This window comes from [Clostridium] clostridioforme AGR2157, from assembly GCF_000424325.1.
Lineage (GTDB): Bacteria > Bacillota > Clostridia > Lachnospirales > Lachnospiraceae > Enterocloster > Enterocloster clostridioformis_A.
The window spans coordinates 1-20,832 of the sequence record NZ_AUJR01000030.1 but is presented as its reverse complement, the minus strand read 5'-3'; the positions used below and the strand labels follow the sequence as shown (position 1 = coordinate 20,832).

Annotated in this window: 23 protein-coding genes; 19 read left to right on the top strand and 4 right to left on the bottom strand. The window is 51.8% G+C overall.

Annotated features, from left to right (window positions below; translation table 11 throughout):
• Positions 1-123 precede the first annotated feature (123 nt).
• The 4 genes from prfB (at position 124) to G614_RS0113375 (ending at position 3,552) form a co-directional block, all read left to right on the top strand.
• Positions 124-1,264 (top strand): peptide chain release factor 2 gene (gene prfB, locus G614_RS0113390; RefSeq protein WP_420341526.1). Its coding sequence is split into 2 segments (ribosomal slippage): positions 124-186 and positions 188-1,264, totalling 1,140 coding nucleotides; the frame shifts between segments, so codons are not numbered across the junction.
• A 176-nt stretch (positions 1,265-1,440) separates the two neighbouring features.
• Positions 1,441-1,884: an ACT domain-containing protein gene (locus G614_RS0113385; RefSeq protein WP_002566467.1), complete on the top strand. Its 444-nt coding sequence runs from the start codon at positions 1,441-1,443 to the stop codon at positions 1,882-1,884.
• Between the two features lie 57 nt (positions 1,885-1,941).
• Entirely contained in the window at positions 1,942-3,183 is a 1,242-nt protein-coding gene (locus G614_RS0113380; RefSeq protein WP_027642361.1) for a homoserine dehydrogenase, read from the top strand.
• Between the two features lie 3 nt (positions 3,184-3,186).
• A complete protein-coding gene (locus tag G614_RS0113375) occupies positions 3,187-3,552 on the top strand; it encodes a DUF2752 domain-containing protein (RefSeq protein ID WP_027642360.1) in 366 nt (121 codons plus the stop codon).
• A 62-nt stretch (positions 3,553-3,614) separates the two neighbouring features.
• On the opposite strand, the gene G614_RS0113370 is transcribed toward G614_RS0113375, so the two are convergent.
• On the bottom strand, positions 3,615-4,070 hold the full coding sequence (locus G614_RS0113370; RefSeq protein WP_027642359.1) for a DUF4190 domain-containing protein: 456 nt from the start codon (positions 4,068-4,070) through the stop codon (positions 3,615-3,617).
• A 213-nt stretch (positions 4,071-4,283) separates the two neighbouring features.
• Between G614_RS0113370 and G614_RS0113365 the strand changes: the two genes are divergently transcribed.
• The 5 genes from G614_RS0113365 (at position 4,284) to G614_RS0113345 (ending at position 8,519) form a co-directional block, all read left to right on the top strand.
• Positions 4,284-6,431, top strand: coding sequence for a Tex family protein (locus G614_RS0113365; RefSeq protein ID WP_027642358.1), 2,148 nt, complete (start codon positions 4,284-4,286; stop codon positions 6,429-6,431).
• An 18-nt stretch (positions 6,432-6,449) separates the two neighbouring features.
• The gene (tsaE, locus tag G614_RS0113360) at positions 6,450-6,878 is read left to right on the top strand and encodes a tRNA (adenosine(37)-N6)-threonylcarbamoyltransferase complex ATPase subunit type 1 TsaE (protein ID WP_027642357.1); all 429 of its coding nucleotides are present in this window, start codon (positions 6,450-6,452) and stop codon (positions 6,876-6,878) included.
• Positions 6,875-7,627 carry a tRNA (adenosine(37)-N6)-threonylcarbamoyltransferase complex dimerization subunit type 1 TsaB gene (tsaB, locus tag G614_RS0113355; protein WP_027642356.1) on the top strand — a complete coding sequence of 251 codons (753 nt, stop codon included), beginning with the start codon at positions 6,875-6,877 and terminating at the stop codon, positions 7,625-7,627. The genes tsaE and tsaB overlap by 4 nt, the downstream gene beginning before the upstream one ends.
• 64 nt (positions 7,628-7,691) lie before the next feature.
• On the top strand, positions 7,692-8,141 hold the full coding sequence (gene rimI / locus G614_RS0113350) for a ribosomal protein S18-alanine N-acetyltransferase (protein ID WP_027642355.1): 450 nt from the start codon (positions 7,692-7,694) through the stop codon (positions 8,139-8,141).
• Positions 8,142-8,276: 135 nt separating this feature from the next.
• Positions 8,277-8,519, top strand: coding sequence for a hypothetical protein (locus tag G614_RS0113345; protein WP_027642354.1), 243 nt, complete (start codon positions 8,277-8,279; stop codon positions 8,517-8,519).
• 54 nt (positions 8,520-8,573) lie between these two features.
• Here G614_RS0113345 and G614_RS0113340 read toward each other — a convergent pair whose 3' ends face one another.
• From G614_RS0113340 to rpiB, 3 genes are read right to left on the bottom strand one after another with little or no spacing between them, the layout of a single operon-like run.
• Positions 8,574-9,806: a 6-phosphofructokinase gene (locus G614_RS0113340; protein ID WP_027642353.1), complete on the bottom strand. Its 1,233-nt coding sequence runs from the start codon at positions 9,804-9,806 to the stop codon at positions 8,574-8,576.
• Positions 9,807-9,823: 17 nt separating this feature from the next.
• Positions 9,824-10,615, bottom strand: a complete 792-nt coding sequence (locus G614_RS0113335; RefSeq protein WP_027642352.1) for a triose-phosphate isomerase family protein — start codon at positions 10,613-10,615, stop codon at positions 9,824-9,826.
• 13 nt (positions 10,616-10,628) lie between these two features.
• Positions 10,629-11,087 carry a ribose 5-phosphate isomerase B gene (gene rpiB, locus G614_RS0113330; RefSeq protein WP_027642351.1) on the bottom strand — a complete coding sequence of 153 codons (459 nt, stop codon included), beginning with the start codon at positions 11,085-11,087 and terminating at the stop codon, positions 10,629-10,631.
• 269 nt (positions 11,088-11,356) lie between these two features.
• On the opposite strand from rpiB, the gene G614_RS0113325 reads away from it, so the two are divergent.
• The 10 genes from G614_RS0113325 to G614_RS27450 all read left to right on the top strand — a co-directional run.
• Complete coding sequence (locus G614_RS0113325) at positions 11,357-12,118, top strand: DeoR/GlpR family DNA-binding transcription regulator (RefSeq protein WP_027642350.1); 762 nt, start codon at positions 11,357-11,359, stop codon at positions 12,116-12,118.
• Between the two features lie 40 nt (positions 12,119-12,158).
• A complete protein-coding gene (locus G614_RS0113320; protein WP_027642349.1) occupies positions 12,159-12,923 on the top strand; it encodes a DeoR/GlpR family DNA-binding transcription regulator in 765 nt (254 codons plus the stop codon).
• Positions 12,924-13,217: 294 nt separating this feature from the next.
• Entirely contained in the window at positions 13,218-14,237 is a 1,020-nt protein-coding gene (gene pdxA, locus G614_RS0113315; protein WP_027642348.1) for a 4-hydroxythreonine-4-phosphate dehydrogenase PdxA, read from the top strand.
• 29 nt (positions 14,238-14,266) lie between these two features.
• Positions 14,267-15,556 (top strand): four-carbon acid sugar kinase family protein, encoded by a 1,290-nt coding sequence (locus G614_RS0113310; protein ID WP_027642347.1) that lies wholly within the window; start codon positions 14,267-14,269, stop codon positions 15,554-15,556.
• A gap of 60 nt (positions 15,557-15,616) precedes the next feature.
• On the top strand, positions 15,617-16,621 hold the full coding sequence (locus G614_RS0113305) for a 2-keto-3-deoxygluconate permease (protein ID WP_027642346.1): 1,005 nt from the start codon (positions 15,617-15,619) through the stop codon (positions 16,619-16,621).
• Positions 16,622-16,642: 21 nt separating this feature from the next.
• Entirely contained in the window at positions 16,643-17,143 is a 501-nt protein-coding gene (locus tag G614_RS0113300) for a YcxB family protein (protein ID WP_027642345.1), read from the top strand.
• Positions 17,144-17,297: 154 nt separating this feature from the next.
• Positions 17,298-18,209 (top strand): ribonuclease Z, encoded by a 912-nt coding sequence (locus G614_RS0113295; RefSeq protein ID WP_027642344.1) that lies wholly within the window; start codon positions 17,298-17,300, stop codon positions 18,207-18,209.
• A gap of 48 nt (positions 18,210-18,257) precedes the next feature.
• Positions 18,258-19,292 carry a tRNA (adenosine(37)-N6)-threonylcarbamoyltransferase complex transferase subunit TsaD gene (gene tsaD / locus G614_RS0113290; protein ID WP_027642343.1) on the top strand — a complete coding sequence of 345 codons (1,035 nt, stop codon included), beginning with the start codon at positions 18,258-18,260 and terminating at the stop codon, positions 19,290-19,292.
• A 256-nt stretch (positions 19,293-19,548) separates the two neighbouring features.
• Complete coding sequence (gene ispD / locus G614_RS0113285; RefSeq protein ID WP_027642342.1) at positions 19,549-20,292, top strand: 2-C-methyl-D-erythritol 4-phosphate cytidylyltransferase; 744 nt, start codon at positions 19,549-19,551, stop codon at positions 20,290-20,292.
• 273 nt (positions 20,293-20,565) lie between these two features.
• Positions 20,566-20,832 (top strand): helix-turn-helix domain-containing protein (locus tag G614_RS27450; RefSeq protein WP_242828088.1); only part of this gene is annotated, 267 nt, incomplete at its 3' end.

Below are 20,832 nucleotides of genomic sequence, written 5' to 3'. Positions count from 1 at the left end.
CGCGTATTACCAGGGCCGGTGTGATATCATCTGAACACCGGCCTTTATGAAAATGGCTGCATATAGCCATGAAACAGCCCTGAGCCGGGGCTCACAAAATATAGATTGAAAGTGGGTGAAGCTGTGGTAGAATTAGATAATTTTAAGTATACGTTATCAACGTATGACAAACCATTAGTGGAAGTGAGGGATTCACTTTGACCTGGACAACAAGGTCAGAAGAATCGCGGAATTAGATAAGTCCATGGAGGAGCCTGGCTTCTGGGACGATCCGGAGCAGTCCACCAGGATGGTCAGGGAGTCCAAGAACCTGAAGGATGAGGTGGATACCTACCGGGCATTGGAACAGCAGTATGAGGATATCCAGGTAATGATTCAGATGGGATACGAGGAAAATGATTCCTCCCTGATTCCTGAGATTGAGGAGATGCTGGAACAGTTTAAGGAAACGCTGGAGAATATGCGGATGAAGCTTCTGCTCTCCGGGGAGTATGATTCCAATAATGCCATCCTGCGCCTGAACGCAGGGGCAGGGGGAACCGAGTCCTGTGACTGGTGCAGCATACTTTACCGCATGTACTGCCGCTGGGCTGAGAGCAGGGGCTTTAAGGCCCATGTGCTGGATTTCCTGGATGGCGAGGAAGCTGGAATCAAATCTGTCACCGTTCAGATTGACGGTGAGAATGCATATGGATATCTGCGTTCTGAGCACGGGGTGCACCGTCTGGTGCGTATATCGCCGTTTAACTCCGCGGGCAAGCGCCAGACATCCTTTGTGTCCTGCGACGTCATGCCGAATATTGAGGAGGACATAGATATTGAGGTGAATCCCGACGATATCCGCGTGGACACCTACCGGTCCAGCGGCGCCGGCGGACAGCACATCAACAAGACGTCCTCAGCCATCCGAATCACCCATTTTCCCACGGGAATCGTGGTGACCTGCCAGAATGAGCGTTCCCAGTTCCAGAACAAGGAGAAGGCCATGCAGATGCTGAAGGCAAAGCTCCTTATGGTAAAGCAGGAGGAACAGGCGGCCAAGGCAGCAGGCATCCGCGGGGATGTGAAGGATATCGGATGGGGAAGCCAGATCCGTTCCTACGTGCTGCAGCCCTATACCATGGTCAAAGACCACCGTACAGGCGAGGAGAGCGGTAACGTGGACGCTGTGTTAGACGGGGCAATTGATAACTTTATCAGTGCCTATCTCCGCTGGATGAGTCTGGGATGCCCTGATAAGAATGTAAGGGAAGATGAGGCATAAGAATAGAACCAACGCGCAGGGGACCGGAAACTTCCGGTCCTTTGTGTATCCTGTGTATCGTGAAAAATTAGAGAAAAAACAGTTGCATTTAAAATGAAAATGTGTTAATATCTTCCTCATGAGCACAGATGTATTTCCAATGCGGACATACACTGGGCCTACGAAAGGATTGAACAATGGAAGACAAAAGCAAATACTTTGTGGTGAAGCAGAAGGCCGTGCCCGAGGTTCTTTTAAAGGTTGTGGAGGCCAAGAAGCTTCTGGAGACAGAACGGGCCATTACGGTGCAGGAAGCCACGGATAAGGTGGGAATCAGCCGGAGTTCTTTTTATAAGTACAAGGATGACATATTTCCCTTCTATGACAACACCAAGGGGAAAACCATTACCCTGGTGGTGCAGATGGACGATGAACAGGGACTTCTCAGCGACCTGCTTCACGTGGTGGCTGTGTACAGGGCCAATATACTGACCATTCACCAGAGCATTCCGGTCAACGGCGTGGCAACGCTTACGCTGAGCGTGGAGGTAAGGGAGAATACAGGCAATGTATCCAGCATGATAGAGGAACTGGAAGTACTGGACGGAATTCATTACGTCAAAATACTTGCCAGGGAGTGATGGCCGGATCGTGCCTTTCAATATCAGAGGAAAATAAAACACAGGGAGCGGAAAATTATGATTAAGACAGCGGTTATGGGGTATGGTACCATTGGTTCCGGCGTGGCGGAGATACTTGACAAGAACAGGGATGTAATAGCAAGCCAGGCAGGACAGGAAGTGGAGTTAAAGTATGTCCTGGATTTAAGGGAGTTCCCGGACAGTCCGGTGGCAGATAAGATCGTCCACGATTTCAAGGTGATTGAGCAGGACGAGGAAGTGAAGATTGTGGTGGAGACCATGGGCGGACTGAATCCTGCCTATCCTTTCGTGAAGGCCTGCCTCATGGCGGGCAAGCATGTGGTCACCTCCAATAAGGCCCTGGTGGCGGCCCATGGCACGGAGCTTCTGGCTATTGCCAGGAAGAAGCATGTGAATTTCTTCTTTGAGGCCAGTGTGGGAGGCGGTATCCCTATTATACGTCCTCTTTACCGCTGTCTCATGGGAGAGCGCATTGAGGAAATTACCGGTATATTAAACGGAACCACCAACTTTATCCTGACCAAGATGGACAAAGAGGGGGAGTCCTTTGAAAATGCCCTGAAGGAAGCCCAGAACCTGGGATATGCGGAGCGCAATCCCGAGGCGGATGTGGAAGGCCACGATACCTGCCGTAAGATTGCTATTCTCACAGCCATGGCAACAGGGAAAGAAGTGAATTATGAGGATATCTACACCGAGGGCATCACGCGGATCACGGATATCGACTTTAAATATGCGGAGAAGATGGGTACATCGGTGAAGCTGTTCGGAACCAGCCGTATAAAGGACGGCAGGGTTCTGGCCTACGTGGCTCCGGTGATGATTAATAAGACCAGCCCCCTGTACTCTGTGAACGATGTATTCAACGGCATCTTAGTGAAGGGCAATATGCTGGGGACCTCCATGTTCTATGGCAGCGGCGCGGGAAAGCTTCCGACGGGAAGCGCGGTGGTGGCTGATATCATTGAAGCGGCCCGGAATCTCAAAAAGAACGTGCCCATGGGCTGGACGGACGAAAAACAGGCCATTGAATCCATGGACCAGGCACAGTTCAGGTACTTTGTCAGGGTGGCCGGTTCCTGCCGCAATAAGGAGCAGGATGTAAAGAACGCCTTTGGCCAGGTGGAGGTAATCGAGCTCTACGGAATGGATGAATTTGCGTTCCTCACCGCCCAGATGACAGAAGGAGAATTTAAGAAAGGGGCTGTTTCCTATGACGCCAGGGAACGGGAGCGGTCTGAATACGGTATCAAGCAGATGATACGTGCGGTGCTGTAGCATATGGCATCGGTCATAAGCCGGATTATCGGTGAGATTACAAGGCAGGGATTTCCCTGCCTGTTTCATCTTTTAACGGGACTTTACTGTCCCGGCTGCGGCGGCACCAGAGCGTTTCGGGCGCTGCTTGCAGGCAATCTACTCCTGAGCATCCGGTACCATCCCCTGGTTGCCTATATGGCAGTGGTACTGGCAGCTGAATTGGTAAGCTTTGCGGTGTCCAGGGCAGCAAAAAACCCCAGATATTATCTGGGGCATGAGAAACTGCTGGTTTACATCGGTGCAGCCATTGCGCTGGTGAACTGGGTGTACAAGAACTATATGCTGGTGGTAAGAGGCGTGGACCTGCTTCCCCTCTGGCCGCGCTGATTCATATGAATGGAGCCGGAACCGGGAGCGGACCGTTATCAGAACCGGCGTCGGGAACGGCATCAGAACCAAAGGAAGCCGGTGGTCTTAGGCAGCTGCATCTGCTGGTTCAGCTGTTCCTGGAGCCGGTTGATGAACTCATTAATCTGAGGTCCGGTCACCGGGTCGCTGAGAGCCTCATAGTAGCAGGCCAGGGCATAGAAAAAGAAAAATGTAAGGGAGATGGCAATGGCGCTTAATACCAGTCCTGCAATGGCCCTGGCATTAAAGGACTTCCTGGGACTCATGTCAGCGTTCCTGGCCATGAGGGCAAGTATGATGCCGATGACGCCGCAGACAAGACCTGTGGGCATGGCGGTCTGGTTATAGGCCAGTGACATGGGCAGATAGAAAAGGCTGCACACGATTCCGATGATGCCTGCTATCATGGAACAGGTGGCAAGGCGTTCGGAGGACGTAAAGTTCTTTCCCTGCTTGTTTGAATGCGGTTTCTGGTTGTTATGAGTATCATTCATCATTCTGAATAAGAACCTTTCTTTAGTCAGGCGCAGCAGCTCATGCTGTGCCGAAATATGGTGACTGCTATCCTGGCTATTTTATCACGAATTACCGGCACTGTCCAGATGAAGAAGCTTTCCATATGCGGGGAACTTTCGGCCAGAACTTGCATAAGCGGTTGGGATGCACTATAATATAACAGTTAGTTAGATTACAGATATGCGAGGTTTACCATGGATATTATTAAAAAACTGGCGGAAGAGCTGAATATCGGACGCCATCAGGCGGAAGCAGCCGTCAAACTCATTGATGAGGGAAATACGATTCCATTTATTGCCAGATACCGGAAGGAGGCAACCGGCTCCTTGAACGACGAGGTACTGCGCAACCTGGATGAGCGGTTAAAATACCTGCGCAGCCTGGAAGACCGCAAGAGCCAGGTCATTGCCTCCATTGCGGAGCAGGAGAAGCTGACCCCGGAGCTGGAGCTTAAGATAATGGAGGCCCAGACCCTGGTGGCGGTGGAGGACCTTTACCGCCCCTACAAGCCCAAACGCCGGACAAGGGCCATGATTGCCAGGGAAAAGGGGCTGGAACCCCTGGCGGACCTTATCAGCATGCAGATGACAGCCGAGCCTGTTGAGAAGGCGGCTGCCGGTTTTGTGTCGGAGGAAAAAGGAGTGGCCAGCGTCCAGGAGGCCATACAGGGAGCCAGGGACATACTGGCGGAGCGCATTTCAGATAACGCGGCCTTCCGTACCTATATCAGGAACATAACCATGAACAAGGGCGTTATCCAGTCCTCTGCCAAGGATGAGAAGGCGCAGTCTGTCTATGAGATGTATTATAATTATGAGGAGCCTGTGAAGAAGGCTGCCGGCCACCGCATCCTGGCCCTGAACCGGGGCGAGAATGAAAAGATACTGACCGTGAAGATTCTGGCTCCTGAGGAGCAGATTCTGGGGTATCTGGAAAAGCAGACCATTGTCAGGGACAACCCATATACCACGCCAATTCTTAAGGAAGCGGCGGCCGACAGCTACGGCCGCCTCATCGGTCCCTCCATTGAGCGGGAGATCAGAAACGATTTGACGGAAAAAGCAGAGGAAGGCGCCATCAAGGTATTTGGAAAGAACCTGGAACAGCTTCTGATGCAGCCTCCCATTGTGGGACGGGTGGTTTTGGGCTGGGACCCTGCTTTCCGCACCGGCTGTAAGCTGGCCGTGGTGGACAGCACGGGAAAGGTGCTGGATACGGTGGTCATTTACCCCACAGCGCCTCAGAACAAGGTGGAGGAATCCAAGAAAATACTGAAGGATTTCATTAAAAAGTATAATATTTCCCTTATATCCGTGGGAAACGGCACAGCGTCCAGGGAATCGGAGCAGATTATCGTGGATTTGCTGAAGGAAATCAGGGAACAGGTCCAGTATGTGATTGTAAACGAGGCAGGAGCGTCCGTGTACTCTGCCAGCAAGCTGGCCACCGAGGAATTCCCGGCCTTTGACGTGGGCCAGAGGAGCGCGGTATCCATTGCAAGACGCCTCCAGGACCCGCTGTCTGAGCTGGTGAAAATTGACCCCAAGTCCATCGGCGTGGGCCAGTACCAGCATGATATGAACCAGAAACGTCTGGGTGAGGCGTTGGAAGGCGTGGTGGAGGACTGCGTAAACAAGGTGGGCGTGGATCTGAACACAGCCTCAGCCTCCCTGCTGGAATATGTGTCCGGCATCAATAAGACACTGGCTAAGAACATTGTGGCCTACAGGGAAGAGAACGGGGCATTTAAGAGCAGGAAGCAGCTGTTAAAGGTGGCCAAGCTGGGACCAAAGGCATTTGAGCAGTGCGCCGGCTTTATGCGCATTACCGGGGGTGAGAATCCTCTGGACGGCACCAGCGTCCACCCGGAGAGCTATGAAGCAGCCGGTAAGCTTCTGGAAAAGCTGGGTTATAAGCCTGAGGAACTGTCCGGAGGGGGACTTATGGGAATCAGCCGGAAGATTAAGGATTATAAGAGGACAGCGCAGGATCTGGGCATAGGAGAGATTACCCTGCGGGATATTGCGGGAGAGCTGGAGAAGCCTGCCAGGGACCCCAGGGATGAGATGCCAAGGCCCATTCTCAGAAGCGATATCCTGGAGATGAAGGATCTGGAGCCGGGAATGGTGTTAAAGGGAACCGTGCGCAACGTCATTGACTTTGGCGCCTTTGTGGATATCGGCGTTCATCAGGACGGCCTGGTACATATTTCCCAGATGACAGACAAGTACATCAAGCATCCGCTGGAGGCTGTCAGCGTGGGGGATATCGTTGATGTAAAGATTTTGAGCGTGGATTTGGCCAAGAAGAGGATTTCACTGACCATGAAGGGCGTAAAGTAAGGATGAAAGAGGTAGGAAATGGTAATCGAGACGCGGAAACCGGAAGAAACATATGAGCTGGGAAGAAAGATGGGAAGGGAGGCGAAGCCGGGCCGGATAATCTGCCTGAGCGGTGATTTGGGCGTGGGAAAGACTGTGTTTACGCAGGGATTTGCGGCAGGCCTGGGCATAGAGGGGCCGGTGAACAGCCCCACCTTTACGATTTTGCAGCAGTATGAGGACGGACGGCTTCCGCTGTACCATTTTGACGTGTACCGCATCGGTGATGTGAGCGAGATGGACGAAATCGGCTATGAGGACTGTTTCTTCGGAGACGGCGTCTGCCTCATCGAGTGGCCCGGCCTGATTGAGGAGATACTGCCTGAGAGGGTGACCTGGGTGACCATTGAAAAGGATTTGGAAAAAGGATTTGATTACAGGCGGATTAGCGTGGAGGATAGAGGATGAGAGTACTGGGAATAGAGAGTTCGTCCCTGGTGGCCAGCGTGGCCCTGGTGACAGATGACATATTGACAGCAGAGTATACGGTGGATTTTAAAAAGACTCATTCACAGACACTGCTTCCTATGCTGGATGAGATAGTAAAGCTTCTGGAGCTGGATATGGATACCATTGACGCCATAGCAGTGGCCGGCGGCCCGGGTTCCTTTACCGGGCTGCGCATAGGCGCTGCCACGGCAAAAGGGCTGGGACTGGCTCTTAAAAAGCCTCTGGTCCATGTTCCTACCGTGGATGCCATGGCATATAATATGTGGGGGGCAGAGGGGCTTATCTGTCCTATCATGGACGCAAAACGCAGCCAGGTCTATACGGGGCTATACCATACCAGAGGCGGCCTGGAGGTGGTGATGGAGCAGCAGCCCATGGATATGCGAAAGCTGGCAGGACTTCTCAATGAAAAGGGAGAGCGGGTCATATTCCTGGGAGACGGTGTGCCTGTATATAAGGATATTATCAGGGAAATGCTCACCGTGCCCCATGCCTTTGCGCCGGCCCAGATGAACCGGCAGAGGGCTGCCTCCGTGGCTGCCCTGGGGATGAACGCGCTTTTGGATGCAGAGGGCTGGCATAATGCCCGGGTGGTGACAGCGGCGGAGTTCACGCCGGATTATCTGAGAAAGCCCCAGGCTGAACGCCAGAGAGAGGCGGAGCAGTCTGCCCTGGGAGCTGCCGCAAAGCTTCCGGGAGATTATTAATGGCAGCAGATACACAGTCTGATACTCGGTCTGAACTGCTGCGGCAACAGAAAGGAGCAGGGAAATGGAGCTGATTCGCGGGGTGCGCCCCATGACAGGTCAGGACATTGAGCAGGTGGCGGATTTGGAGCAGGTATGCTTTTCGGAGAGCTGGTCTGAGAATCTGATACGCATGGGTCTGGACAGCAGGCTGGATACGTATTTTGTCTATGCGGACCACGGAACCATCCTGGGATACGCGGTTTTGCGGATTCTGGCGGACGAGGGGGAGATACAGCGGATAGGGGTATATCCCAATTACAGGCGTCAGGGAATCGCACGGGAACTCATGGATGCCATGGTGACTTTTGCCAGGGCCAGAGGGGTCCGGGCCATTGCCCTGGAGGTCCGGGAGAGCAACCTGGGAGCCAGAAACCTGTATGATTCCTATGGTTTCAGGCAGGAGGCTGTCAGGAAGGGATATTATCATAACCCTGCCGAGGATGCCATCATCATGTGGAACCGGACAATATGAAAGAATTACCACTTAAAATGTGAATATTTTATGTATATAATGGAGAGGAACCGGACATTCCTCTCCTTTTTTCTTTAAGGGGAAGATAAGGGAATGAATGAAAGGATACGATGACAGAGAAAGGCGAGGGTTCATATGAAAAGGTACAATAAAAATGGACAGCTGGAAACAATAATATGCAATTGCTGCGGAAAGAAGCTGGTGGTGCAGCAGGGAATTATCCGGGAAGGATGTATCAGTATTGACCATGCATGGGATTATTTTTCTGAGAAGGACGGACAGGTCCATCATTTTGATTTGTGTGAAGAATGTTATGATGAACTGGTTTCCGGCTTCAAGATACCTGTGGACAGGGAAGAACAGATTGAATTTCTGTAGGATGGGATAAGGAGAACTGCCAAAGCGGTTCTCCTTAATATGTGCCCTTGTTTTTCATGCAAGGGATATGGTGAAATATTCAGGAAAGCGGTTTCGGTACAGCACCGGAACCTCTCCCTCGATAAGGGGCGTCAGGTAATCCGTCATTTCCCGGGTGATGTCGTTGCCCTCTGGATTAATCCACTGGCGGGGTACTGTTTTTTCGCGGTTGGCAACCAGAGACACGTCCGCGGCGGTAAACTGAATCCGGTAACGGTCCTTTGAGGGCAGGCGCCGAAGGGCTGCCATTTTTCCGGTCTGTCCCTGGACTGCGCACTGAACTGCCTTTGTTCCCAGAAGCCGGGATTCGTTTAAATCGGTGCGGCTGGCCAGATGGGCGGCGCAGCGCTGCATGAGATTGAGCTCCAGGGAGCGTGTCTTGCATCCGAGCTCATTCCGGACAATCTGAGCCAGGACGCCTCCGGTCCCTGCAATATCCTTGTGGCCGAACCGGTCGGGACTGTTGCCGGGAGTCTGTTCGGACAGATAAGTACCATTTTCATCCCGGACGCCCTCGCTGACAGCAATCAGCAGATTCCTGTTTTCAGACTGACGGCTTCGTATGTCGTCCAGAAACCGGCTGATGGAAAAGGGGACTTCGCAGAGGTAAATAAAATCGGGCCCGCGGTTGCCGTTTACCCTGGAAAGGGACGAGGCGGCGGTGAGCCAGCCTGCATTCCGTCCCATGATTTCCACGATGGTGACTCCGAAGGAATTATAGACAGCCACATCCCTCTCCAGCTCCGCAAAGGTGGTGGCAATATATTTGGCTGCCGAGGCAAAACCAGGGCAGTGGTCAATCTCCATCAGGTCGTTGTCAATGGTCTTTGGCGCTCCGATGATTTTTATATCCTCAAGCTTTTGGGAACGGCAGTACCTGGCCAGCTTATCCACTGTGTCCATGGAGTCATTCCCGCCTATGTATATGAAATAGGAGATATCGTATTTCCGAAAAATATCAATCAGAACCCGGTACTGGGCAGCGTCCTCTTCCGGCCCGGCCAGCTTGAAGCGGCAGGAACCCAGGGCAGCGGCAGGGGTTTGGGCCAGTTTGTCCAGGTCCATTGTGTTATTGATATAATCCAGCAAATCTATTATTTTTTCCTGTAAAATGCCCTCAATGCCGTTGAGTCCCCCATATATCCGGTCAATGCCGCCCTGAATCATGGCTTCTGTGATGACTCCGGACAGGGTGGCGTTGATTGCGGATGTGGGGCCGCCGGACTGGGCCACAAGCAGATTGTGCATCCGTGATTTCCCTCCTGCTATTTATTCATGTATAAAGGCATGACCTGGCGTATGATACGGTTGAACTGAGAGGCGTCCCAGGCACTGCGCCCGATAAAGAGGCCGTCTACATCAGGAAGCTTAATCAGCTCCTGAGCGTTTTGGGGATTTACGCTGCCGCCGTAAAGAATGGGGATGCGGCTTCCCTGTTCCCCGCCAAAGCGCTGGCACAGAATCCGCCGGATGCCTTCATGGCGCGCAGCCACATAATCACTGTCCGCGGGGATGCCGTTCACGCCGATGGCCCATACAGGTTCGTAGGCAATCCAGAGATTATCCGCCTGTTCTACGGTGATGGAATGAAGTCCCACCTTTAACTGGGTGCTCAGGGTCTCCCCGCTTAGGCCGTACTCCCTCTGGGTCAGGGTCTCTCCTATACACAGCAGAGGAGTGAAACCGGACTGCGCTGCCTTAGCCGTCTTTTTTTCCTGGTCAAAGTCATCCTCCCTGAAAACGTGGCGGCGTTCCGAATGGCCGATTTCCACTACGCTTACCCCCACTTCCTTAAGCATGACCGGCGAGATTTCACCGGTGAATTGTCCCTGGTCCTCCCAGCACATGTTCTGGGCTCCCAGCCGGATGTGGGATCCGGATGTAATCCTGTTGGCGGACTCCAGGGAGGTAAAGGAAGGGATGACAAACAGGGTAAGGGGGCTGTCCGCCAGGTCCTCTGTCAGTTGGCGGAGCTGTGTCAGAAATGAAGCTGTGTCCCCAATGGTTTTGTACATCTTTGTGTTTGTGCCAAGATACAACCGGTTCAGTTTTTCCATCAGGCCGCCTCCGCTATTTGAGATTTTCGCCTTCGATTTCTTTGATGGCCTCCACCTTGGATGTGGATGCACAGTCCACGAATTCCAGTTCCAGCCATTTTTCCAGAATCCGCTTTGCCAGCTCGGCTCCAATCACCCGCTCGCCCATACAGATCACATTGCCGTCATTGCTCAGCTTTAAACGTTCCGCCGAGAAGATATCATGGCAGACGCCGGCGCGGATGCCCTTGAATTTGTTGGCAGTCATGGCCATGCCCAATCCTGTGCCGCAGATCAGCACGCCGTGCTTCTGATAACCGCTGTTTATGATTCCCCGGCACACCTTCTCCGCCACATAGGGATAATAGGTAGAGTCCTCAGTGCTGTCGCATCCCATATTCTCCACGGTATATCCCTTTTTCTCCATAAATGCCATAAGTTCATTTTTTAAATGTACAGCAGCATTGTCGCACCCAATTACAATTGTTCTCATATTTTGACCTCCATAATGTTAAAAATGTTAATTAATGTTATTATGAGCATATATTAACATTTTAAAATGTAAAAATCAAGATATATTATCAAAAAAATGTGAAATTAGATGTGAAAATAACATTTTTAAAACACTATATAACATTTTCGCGTGGTCAGGAACATCTGGACATTTTCTGAAAATACAATTATAATATTTTACAGTCAGATTCGTAACGCTGTGCACCCATGGGCCGCAGCAGGATTGCGACAGGAGGGGAAACAGAAGTTATGGGAAAAAGGGATCTCAGGATTTACGCGCTTTTGGATACGCTGAAGGAATCGCCCGTATTATCAATCAAGGAGCTGGCGGACCGTTTTCAGGTCTCGGAAATGACCATCCGCCGTGATATTGATTATCTAAAAGAAAACCGTCTGTTTTACGAAAATCAGGCTTCAGAGCCTGCGGCGCGGGAACATGACGAATATCTGTACTCTTCGGAGCAGATCCGCAATTTTGATAAAAAGGACAGAATCGCCCGGTTTGCGGCGGGAATGATTGAGGAGGGAGATATCCTGATTCTGGATTCAGGAACCACCACAGGCGTATTGTCCAAATATATACCGGAACAGATGCAGCTGACGGTACTCTGCTATAATTACCATATCCTGTCCCAGCTTCAGGGCAATGAGAAGCTTTCTTTGATATTTGCCGGCGGATATTTCCACAGGAACGACCTGATGTTTGAGAGCGTGGAGGGAATCGGGCTTATAAGGAGGACAAGGGCCAGCAAGATGTTTGTGTCTGCCTCCGGCGTCCATGAAAAGCTGGGCATGACCTGCGCGCACAATTACGAGGTGGTCACCAAAAAGGCTGCCCTGGAATCATCCCTCCAGAAGATACTGGTGGCGGACAGCAGCAAGTTCGGCCAGGTAAGGCCGGGATATTTTGCTGAACTGGAAGAGATTGATGAAATCGTGACAGATGACGGACTGAGCCAGGAATGGCAGGAGCTCATCGCTGAGAAAGATATTCCCCTCCATCTGGTGTAGGACGGCACAGCGGAGGCGTGTATGTAAAGAGAGGTAAGTCATGTCGAATAAGAGAATGGAATACATTGCCGCCCGCCTGGACAGTACAGGCAGCGTAAAGGTAGCGGAGCTGAGCAGGGAGCTAAACTGTTCAGAGGTGACCATTCGCAGTGATATACAGAAGCTGGAGGAAAAGGGCCTTGCAAAGCGGATTCACGGCGGCGCGGTAAAGGCGGGAGGACAGCTTATGGTGCCCTTTGACGCCGGGAATGTGTTTAAGAACAGCGGCAGGAAACGCCGGATTGCACAGAAGGCATATGAATACATTGAGGACCAGGACACAATTATCCTGGACGATTCCTCTGTCTGCTATTATCTGGCCCAGTGTATCAGGGATGATTCCTCCAAGCATCTTCTGGTCATCACCAATTCCCTGGCCGGCGCAGGGGTGCTGTCACATCTGAGCCATGTAGAGCTGTTCCTTCTGGGGGGACAGGTGGGAGGAAAGCTGGCATCCACCGTAGGCGATGTGGCAGTCAATACATTAAAGGGGTTTCGGGCCAATAAGGCTTTCATCAGTGCCCATGGAATCAATTTTTCCGTGGGGCTTACCTCCATCGGTTCGCCCCAGATGCAGGTGAAGAAGGCGATTCTGGCTGCTTCCGACCAGGCATATGTGCTGGCTGACAGCAGTAAGTTTGGCGGGGGGTATGTGATGGTGGTGTGTTCCCTGGACGATATAAGCCGTATCATCACAGATGACGGGATTAAAACGGAGTATCTGGAAGAGGCGGAAAAACAGCATGTTTATATAGACGTGGTTTAGCAGTAAAAGTGAATATACAAAATGGTATGGGTGACCGCTTCACGGTTTTATGGCTGTGAGGCGGTTTTTGCATATCCGTGCCTGAATATAATGCTATTAACTTTCTAATGAAAGATAAAAAGAAATAAAAAAGAAAACATAATTGTGAAATAGTGTTAAAAACCGAGAGCATAATTGTTAGAATTAGCAAAAATGTAAAAAATACTTGAAAAAATGTTAATTACCGTTTATCATTGTGTTAGATAGATAAATAAAACGAAATAAAAACAAAAACAAATACAAAGGAGAAAGAAAGTGAACGAAAAGTTCAAACCTGTAACAGCGATTACCATGGGAGACCCGGCAGGAATCGGTCCGGAAATCGTAGTGGGAACCATGTTGGATGAGGGGATTCACGAGTGCTGCAGGCCCTTCGTCATTGGCAGCATTGCCATCCTGGACAGGGCGGCAAAGATTTTGGGTAAGGAGTTAAGGTATAACAGGATTGAGGGTCCATCGGAAGCTCTCTATCAGTACGGGACCGTGGATGTGCTGGAGACAGGAGATTACGATACGGATTCCATCCAGTGGGGAGCGGTTCAGGAGCTGGCTGGCAGGATGTCCGTGGACTGGATTATGAAATCCATTGAACTGGGCATGGACCACAGGGTTGACGCGGTGTCCACTGCTCCCATACATAAAAGGGCCATTAAGCTGGCAGGGGTAAAGCAGCCGGGTCACACGGAAATCTATCAGGACGAGACGCATTCACCCTATGCTCTTACCATGTTTTCCTGCCACAAGCTGAGGGTGTTTTTTGTAAGCCGCCACATGTCCCTGGTGGATGCATGCAGGTATGCCACGAAGGAACGGGTGCTGGAGTTTGTGGAGAATATTGACAAGGAACTGAGGAAAACAGGTATCGTGGAGCCGCTCATCGCGGTTGCTGCCCTGAATCCTCACGGAGGGGATAACGGTCTTTTTGGAACAGAGGAAATAGAACATCTGATTCCGGCAGTGGAGGCGGCCAGGGCTGAGGGAATCAACGCAGTGGGGCCTGTGCCGGCTGATTCAGTATTTCATATCGGCAAATCCGGAAAATACGACGCTATCCTGTCTCTGTACCATGACCAGGGCCACATTGCCTGCAAGACCCTGGACTTTGAAAAATCCGTAACCCTCACCTTTGGGCTTCCTTTTATCAGAAGCTCGGTGGACCATGGAACTGCCTTTGATATTGCCGGCAAGGGGATTGCGGGAAGCATCAGCCTGATTGAGTCCACAAAGGTGGTGGCTGAATACGCGGCGCTCATGCACGGAAAAATGGATCAATAACCAGGGGAACAAAAAAGGGGGAATATACTATGCCGTTAATAGGAGCAGTGGCAGATGATTTGACCGGAGCCACCACCACCGGCGTGCTGCTTGCCAGGTCCAAGGCAAGGACTGCCGTTTTTTTCAACGAGGAGGCCGCGGAGCGGGAAGGGGAGGCTGAGACCCTGGACGCCATACTGGTGAGCAGCAACAGCAGGGCGCTGCCGGCGGAGGAAGCCTATGAAAAGGTAAGCTCCGCCACCCAGGCATTAAAACGGATGGGAGTCAGATATTTCAGCAAACGGATTGACACTACGTTAAGAGGCGGTATCGGCACTGAAATCAAGGCTATGATGGATGTGATTGGCGGGGATGCGGTGGCAGTGGTGGTACCTTCCATGCCCCAGTCCAGGCGGATTGTGGTAGGCGGCTTCTCTGTGATTGACGGCATTGCCCTGACAAAGACACCGGTGGCCCAGGATGTGCGCACCCCGGTGCATGAGAGCTATGTGCCCCAGCTTCTGGGCAGGCAGACAGGGGAGGCGACCGGCCTGGTCACGCTGAAAACGGTCCTACAGGGGCGGGAGGAGATAGCCTGTGCCCTTAAGTTGCAGAGGGAGAGAGGAAACAGGATTATTGTGGTGGACGCCATAACCCTGGAGGATATCCAGGAGACAGCCCATGCCTGCATTTCATTGGATTGGAATGTGCTGGCAGTGGACCCGGGGGCGTTTACGGCAAAGCTGGCATACTGCCGTGGGCTGACTGAGGAAGAACGGCCCAATGTTCCGGTAAAGACACTGGACGGCACAGGCAGGACCGTACTGGTTGCGGCCGGAAGCGCCACCCCTGTGACAAAGCGGCAGCTGGGAATCCTGCTGGAGGACCAGCGCCATGTACAGGTCAGTGTGGACCCCATCCCGCTGATCGACGGGGCTTGGGAGGCCACAGAGGAAGCAGAGTCAGCCGTCAGGCGTAACGGACCGATTCTGAACCTGGCAGAGGAAGACGCCAAAAGGGGATATGCGGACGGCATGAGCGCCAACCGGATTAATGCAGGACTGGGGACCATTGTGCAGAAGGTGCTGGAGCGCGCTGGCCGGGAACGGATTGCCGGGTTATATACCACCGGAGGGGATACCATGGTGAATGTCTGCTTTCAGCTGGGGGTGGAGTGCATTGAGGTGCTGGATTACGTGATTGCGCAGACCGACGTGGGACGGATGGTGGGGACATACCAGGGGCTTCCCATCATTGGAAAGGGAGGACTGACAGGATACGACACCATTGCTGTTGACATTGTAGACCGCTTGTTTAGAGAGGCAGCCAGGGAAATGTAGGGGGATGCCGCGACCGGCAGACCGCAATATTAAATGAAATAAATCAGGTGGAGGTTTTTTATGGAAGATAACAGGAAAGATTTTGACATACTGAATAAAATGAAAAAGCTGCCCGGAGGACTGGTCATCATACCGCTGGTTCTGGCAGTTATCATAGCCACATTTTTCCCCCAGGCCTTTCAGATTGGGGGATATGTAACAGCCCTATTCTATGACGGGAATTCGGCCATGATGGGATTGTTCCTTATTGTGTGCGGATCCGCTATCAATATCCGCCAGGTGGGCATGCCTTTATATAAAGGTGTCACGCTGACCGGCATCAAGCTTCTTCTGGGAGTTGCCGTGGGACTTCTGGTGGGAAAGTTATGCGGACCCGCAGGTATACTGGGGCTGACACCCTTTGTATTGATTGCAGCCATCACCAATTCCAATGGTTCACTGTACATATCACTGTCATCCCAGTTTGGCAATGCCACGGATACGGGCGCTATCTCTATCCTGTCCTTAAATGACGGCCCATTCTTTACCCTGGTGGCCCTGGGGGCCACGGGACTGGCATCCATTCCATTTAAGGCTCTGGTGGCTACTTTGATTCCCCTGCTCATCGGATTTATCTGGGGAAATATGGATAAGGGCTTTCGCAGTGCCTGCGCAACGGCCCAGCCCATTGTCACATTCTTCATGACCATTTCCATTGGTTCCAAGACGGATGTGTCCACACTGGTCACGGCAGGCGCCTCAGGCATCGTGCTGGGCCTGATATCCACGGCAACGGCCGTAGTGTTCTTTTTCGTATTCAACCTTCTGCTGCCTAAAAAGGAACGCAACGCCATGGGCGCGGCAGTGGGCACCACTGCGTTAAACTCGGCCATGACGCCTGCGGCAGTTGCCCAGGCTGACCCGTCCATGGAACCCTATGTGGATATGGCTACTGCCCAGTGTGCCACTGCATCCATCATAACGCTGTTCTTATGCCCGTTCATCACTGCCTTTTTTGACGGCTGGATGAGGAAAAATAAGAAGGGTATCTATTCCCCGGAGGGATGGGCTGCAGGAAAAGCGTGATTTGAGAGAGGGATGATTTGAATGAAGGTATATGTGAAGGTCAGGATGAAGGCAGAGTTTATCTATGATTTGCTGCTGTTCCATACGTATTCAAAGCTATCCGGCTTCCTGGTCAATCTTTTGGGCCTTGCGGTTATTATCACAGGAGGCTTCCTGCTTAAGAATCAGACCATACAGCTCCGTCAGGCGTTTGCGTATGTTGCGGCCGGCGTGATGATTCTCATGTTTACGCCCATTAATCTCAGGCTTCAGGCGGGACGGATGATGGGACAGCCCAGGTATGATTCCGAGATACAGTACGGATTTGATGAAAATGGCATCGAGGAGAAGCTGGGGGAACAGGTCAGGACATATGGCTGGAATACGGTACAGAAGGCTGTCTCCACTCCGAAGGACATTGCTTTTTATATAGAGGAGTCATCGGCCCTTGTGCTTCCAAAGGAAAGCTTTGGGGAAAACTTCATGCCGGTCATGAAGCTGGTGGCATCCAGCCTTTCGCGGGACAGGATTTATATAAGATAAATATGGGAGCTGCTGCGGCAGCTCCTTTTTGTGTCTGGCTGCCTGTATCTAACTTTTGTGTTTGCCATGTTATTTTCCGGCGATACTTGATTATTAAGAGGAAAGTGTGATATGATTTTGTGAGTTAAGTTATTGAGAGAATGAGGATTACAGTATGTTGGATATATGTTTGTTAGGAACAGGAGGCATGATGCCTCTTCCGTACCGCTGGCTCACATCCATGATGGCAAGGTGCTTGGGCAGCAACCTGCTTATTGACTGCGGTGAGGGGACCCAGGTGGCCCTGAAGGAAAAGGGATGGAGTCCCAAGCCCATAGATGTGATTTGCTTTACGCATTATCACGCGGACCATATAAGCGGCCTTCCCGGCCTTCTGCTCACCATGGGCAATGCGGAGCGGGTGGAGCCGCTGACCCTGATTGGTCCCAAGGGGCTGGAACGGGTGGTGGGAGCGCTGCGCACCATTGCGCCGGAGCTGCCCTTTGAACTGCGGTTTGTGGAGCTTACGGAGAACCGGGAACGGATGCAGATGGGCCCTTATGTGATTGATGCTTACAGGGTAAACCACAATGTGCTGTGTTACGGTTACTCCATCACCATCCCCCGTACAGGACGTTTTGACGTGGATAGGGCCAGGTCCCAGGAGATTCCCCAGAAGTTCTGGAGCAGGCTGCAAAAGGGCGAGGAGATAGAGCATGAGGGACGGATCCTGACGCCGGAGATGGTGCTGGGACCGGACCGCAGAGGTCTTAAGGTGACATACTGCACAGATACCAGGCCGGTGCCGGTGATTGCAGAGTATGCAGCCGGTGCAGACCTTTTCATCTGTGAAGGAATGTATGGGGAAAAGGAAAAAGCGGCTAAGGCCAGGGAATATAAGCATATGACGTTTTATGAAGCGGCGGCCCTTGCAAAGCAGGCTAATCCAAAACAGATGTGGCTTACCCACTACAGCCCCTCCCTTACCAAGCCGGAGGAGTATATGGAGGAAGTCAGGTCTATTTTCCCAAGGGCAAAGGCTGCCAGGGACGGATGGACGGCGGAGCTGGAATTTGATGAGGACTGATAGAACGGTACGGTGTACCGGAGGATACATGGAAGTGGAGAGGATACTATGATAGGACAGGCATCAGAGGATGTTTTGATACTGGCAATTGAGAGCTCATGCGACGAGACAGCCGCGGCAGTGGTGAAAAACGGAAGGACCGTGCTGTCCAATGTGATTTCATCCCAGATTGCCACCCATACGGTTTATGGGGGCGTGGTTCCGGAGATTGCGTCGCGGGAGCATATAAAGGCGGTCAATTATGTGATTGAGAGGGCCCTGGCGGAAGCGCAGGCAGCTCTTCGGGATATCACGGCAATCGGTGTGACCTACGGACCCGGTCTGGTAGGCGCTCTTTTGGTGGGGGTGGCAGAGGCAAAGGCCATTGCCTACGGGGCAGGGAAGCCTCTTATTGGAGTGCATCATATAGAAGGGCATGTTTCCGCTAATTTTATTGAGAACCAGGATTTAGAACCGCCTTTCGTGTGCCTCATTGTGTCGGGAGGCCATACTCATCTGGTGATTGTAAAGGACTACGGGGAATTTGAGATCATCGGCAGGACCAGGGACGATGCGGCCGGAGAGGCATTTGACAAGGTGGCAAGGTCCGTGGGCCTGGGATATCCCGGCGGGCCTAAGATTGATAAGGCTGCAAAGGAGGGCAATCCCCACGCCATCCAGTTCCCCAGGGGCAAGGTGGAGGGGGCTCCCTATGATTTCAGTTTCAGCGGGCTGAAGTCAGCTGTGCTGAACCACATTAACCACGCCCGCATGACAGGGGAAGAAATCCATGTACCTGACCTGGTTGCCTCATTCCAGAATTCCGTGGTGGAGTCTCTGGTAAGCCGCGCCATACTGGCAGCCCATGAATTTGGATATAAGAAGCTGGCCATAGCCGGCGGCGTTGCCTCCAACTCTGCGCTGAGAAAGGCCATGGCAGAGGCCTGTGAGAAGGACGGGATTCAGTTCTATTATCCGTCCCCTGTTTTCTGTACGGACAATGCGGCCATGATCGGGACAGCTGCCTACTATGAGTATTTAAAGGGAAATATATCCGGATGGGATTTGAATGCCATTCCCAATCTGAAGCTGGGTGAACGTTAGGGTGTGTTTGAAAATTGCGTTAGGGCGTACAGATGGCGGGGATGAATGATCAAACGTGCTCCGGTCTGGGAAGGACTAGTATGACCCACATTAAATGCCTTGCTGGTTCGGTGAGGATGATTTTTTGAGAGTGCAGGTGCAAAAACGGAGGCGTAGTGGGCTCTACGCTGAGTATTTTGCACCTGTGCTATCGGAAAATCAGACCAGCGAAACAGTAAGGTATTTAGTGTGGGTTATACTAGGGAGGAGGTCTGCAATGGAAAAGAAATATTGTACGGCTGTTGTCCTGGCAGCAGGGAAAGGCAGCCGCATGGGCGGGAATACGGCAAAGCAGTACATGGAAATCGGCGGCAAACCGCTGGTGGCCTATGCGCTTGAGGTGTTTGAAGCATCTCCGGTGATAGATGAAATCATACTCATGACAGATGCGGGGCATATAGAGTATGCCAAAACAGAGATTGTGGAGGCGTACGGCCTGAAAAAGGTGAGTACCATAGGAGCCGGAGGCGGCGAGCGGTATGAGAGCGTATGGAAGGCGCTCTGCACCCTTATGGACCGGGAAGAGGGGGAGAAGGAATCCCTGGTCAGGGACAGACAGGATGGATACGTGTTTATCCATGACGGGGCCCGTCCCTTTGTCACCGGCGAAATCATTGAACGGGCATACGGGGCAGTGTGCAGGTATAATGCCTGCGTGGTGGGCATGCCTGTAAAGGATACCATCAAGCTGGTGAACCAGGAGGGGATGATTGAGTCCAGCCCGGACCGCAGCATGGTGTGGCAGGCACAGACGCCCCAGGTATTTTCCGTGCCTCTTATTGTGGAGGCATTTACCCGCCAGATGAAGGAGGACTGTACCGGTATAACGGATGACGCTATGGTGGTGGAGGCGCAGATGGGGGTGAAGGCCCATATGGTAAAGGGCAGTTATGCCAATATTAAGATTACGACGCCTGAGGACATTTTTATGGCTGAAGTGCTGAGAAATTCTGTTGTGTAGCCTAGTAAAGGTAGGTGGTCACGACAGCCACCTACCTTTCTCATTAACCTATCATAGAAGATTTCAATTTACAGACTTTTTTTCATACCCTCGAGACAATGCAGAGAATGCCTTTATTTTAATCAAAAAGAGGGTTTAATTCCCCGCAGCTTGCTGCGTAACAAACTTTTTCAAGACATGGAGGAAGTGATATACTAGTATAACTCGATTTTAATAAGTTTACATTATTATCCTGAAATGGTATAATACTTATAGACCATTTCAGGAGGTAAAATGATGCCAAAGAGTGCTACGCCTATTTTTCTTTCCAATGATGATAAGTCATATTTAAAGTCCATTCTACAGAAGGGGACTGTTGAAGCCAGAGTCCACAGGAGAGCCAAAATCCTCTTATTAAAATCAGATGGCATGGCAGATGAAGCCATTGCTGACAAACTCGATATTTCGAGACCGACGGTAAAGCTCTGCCTGAAAAAATATATGGAATCAGGCGTGAAAGCTGCCATGGAAGACAGTAAAGGCCGTGGTCGCAGGATTGAA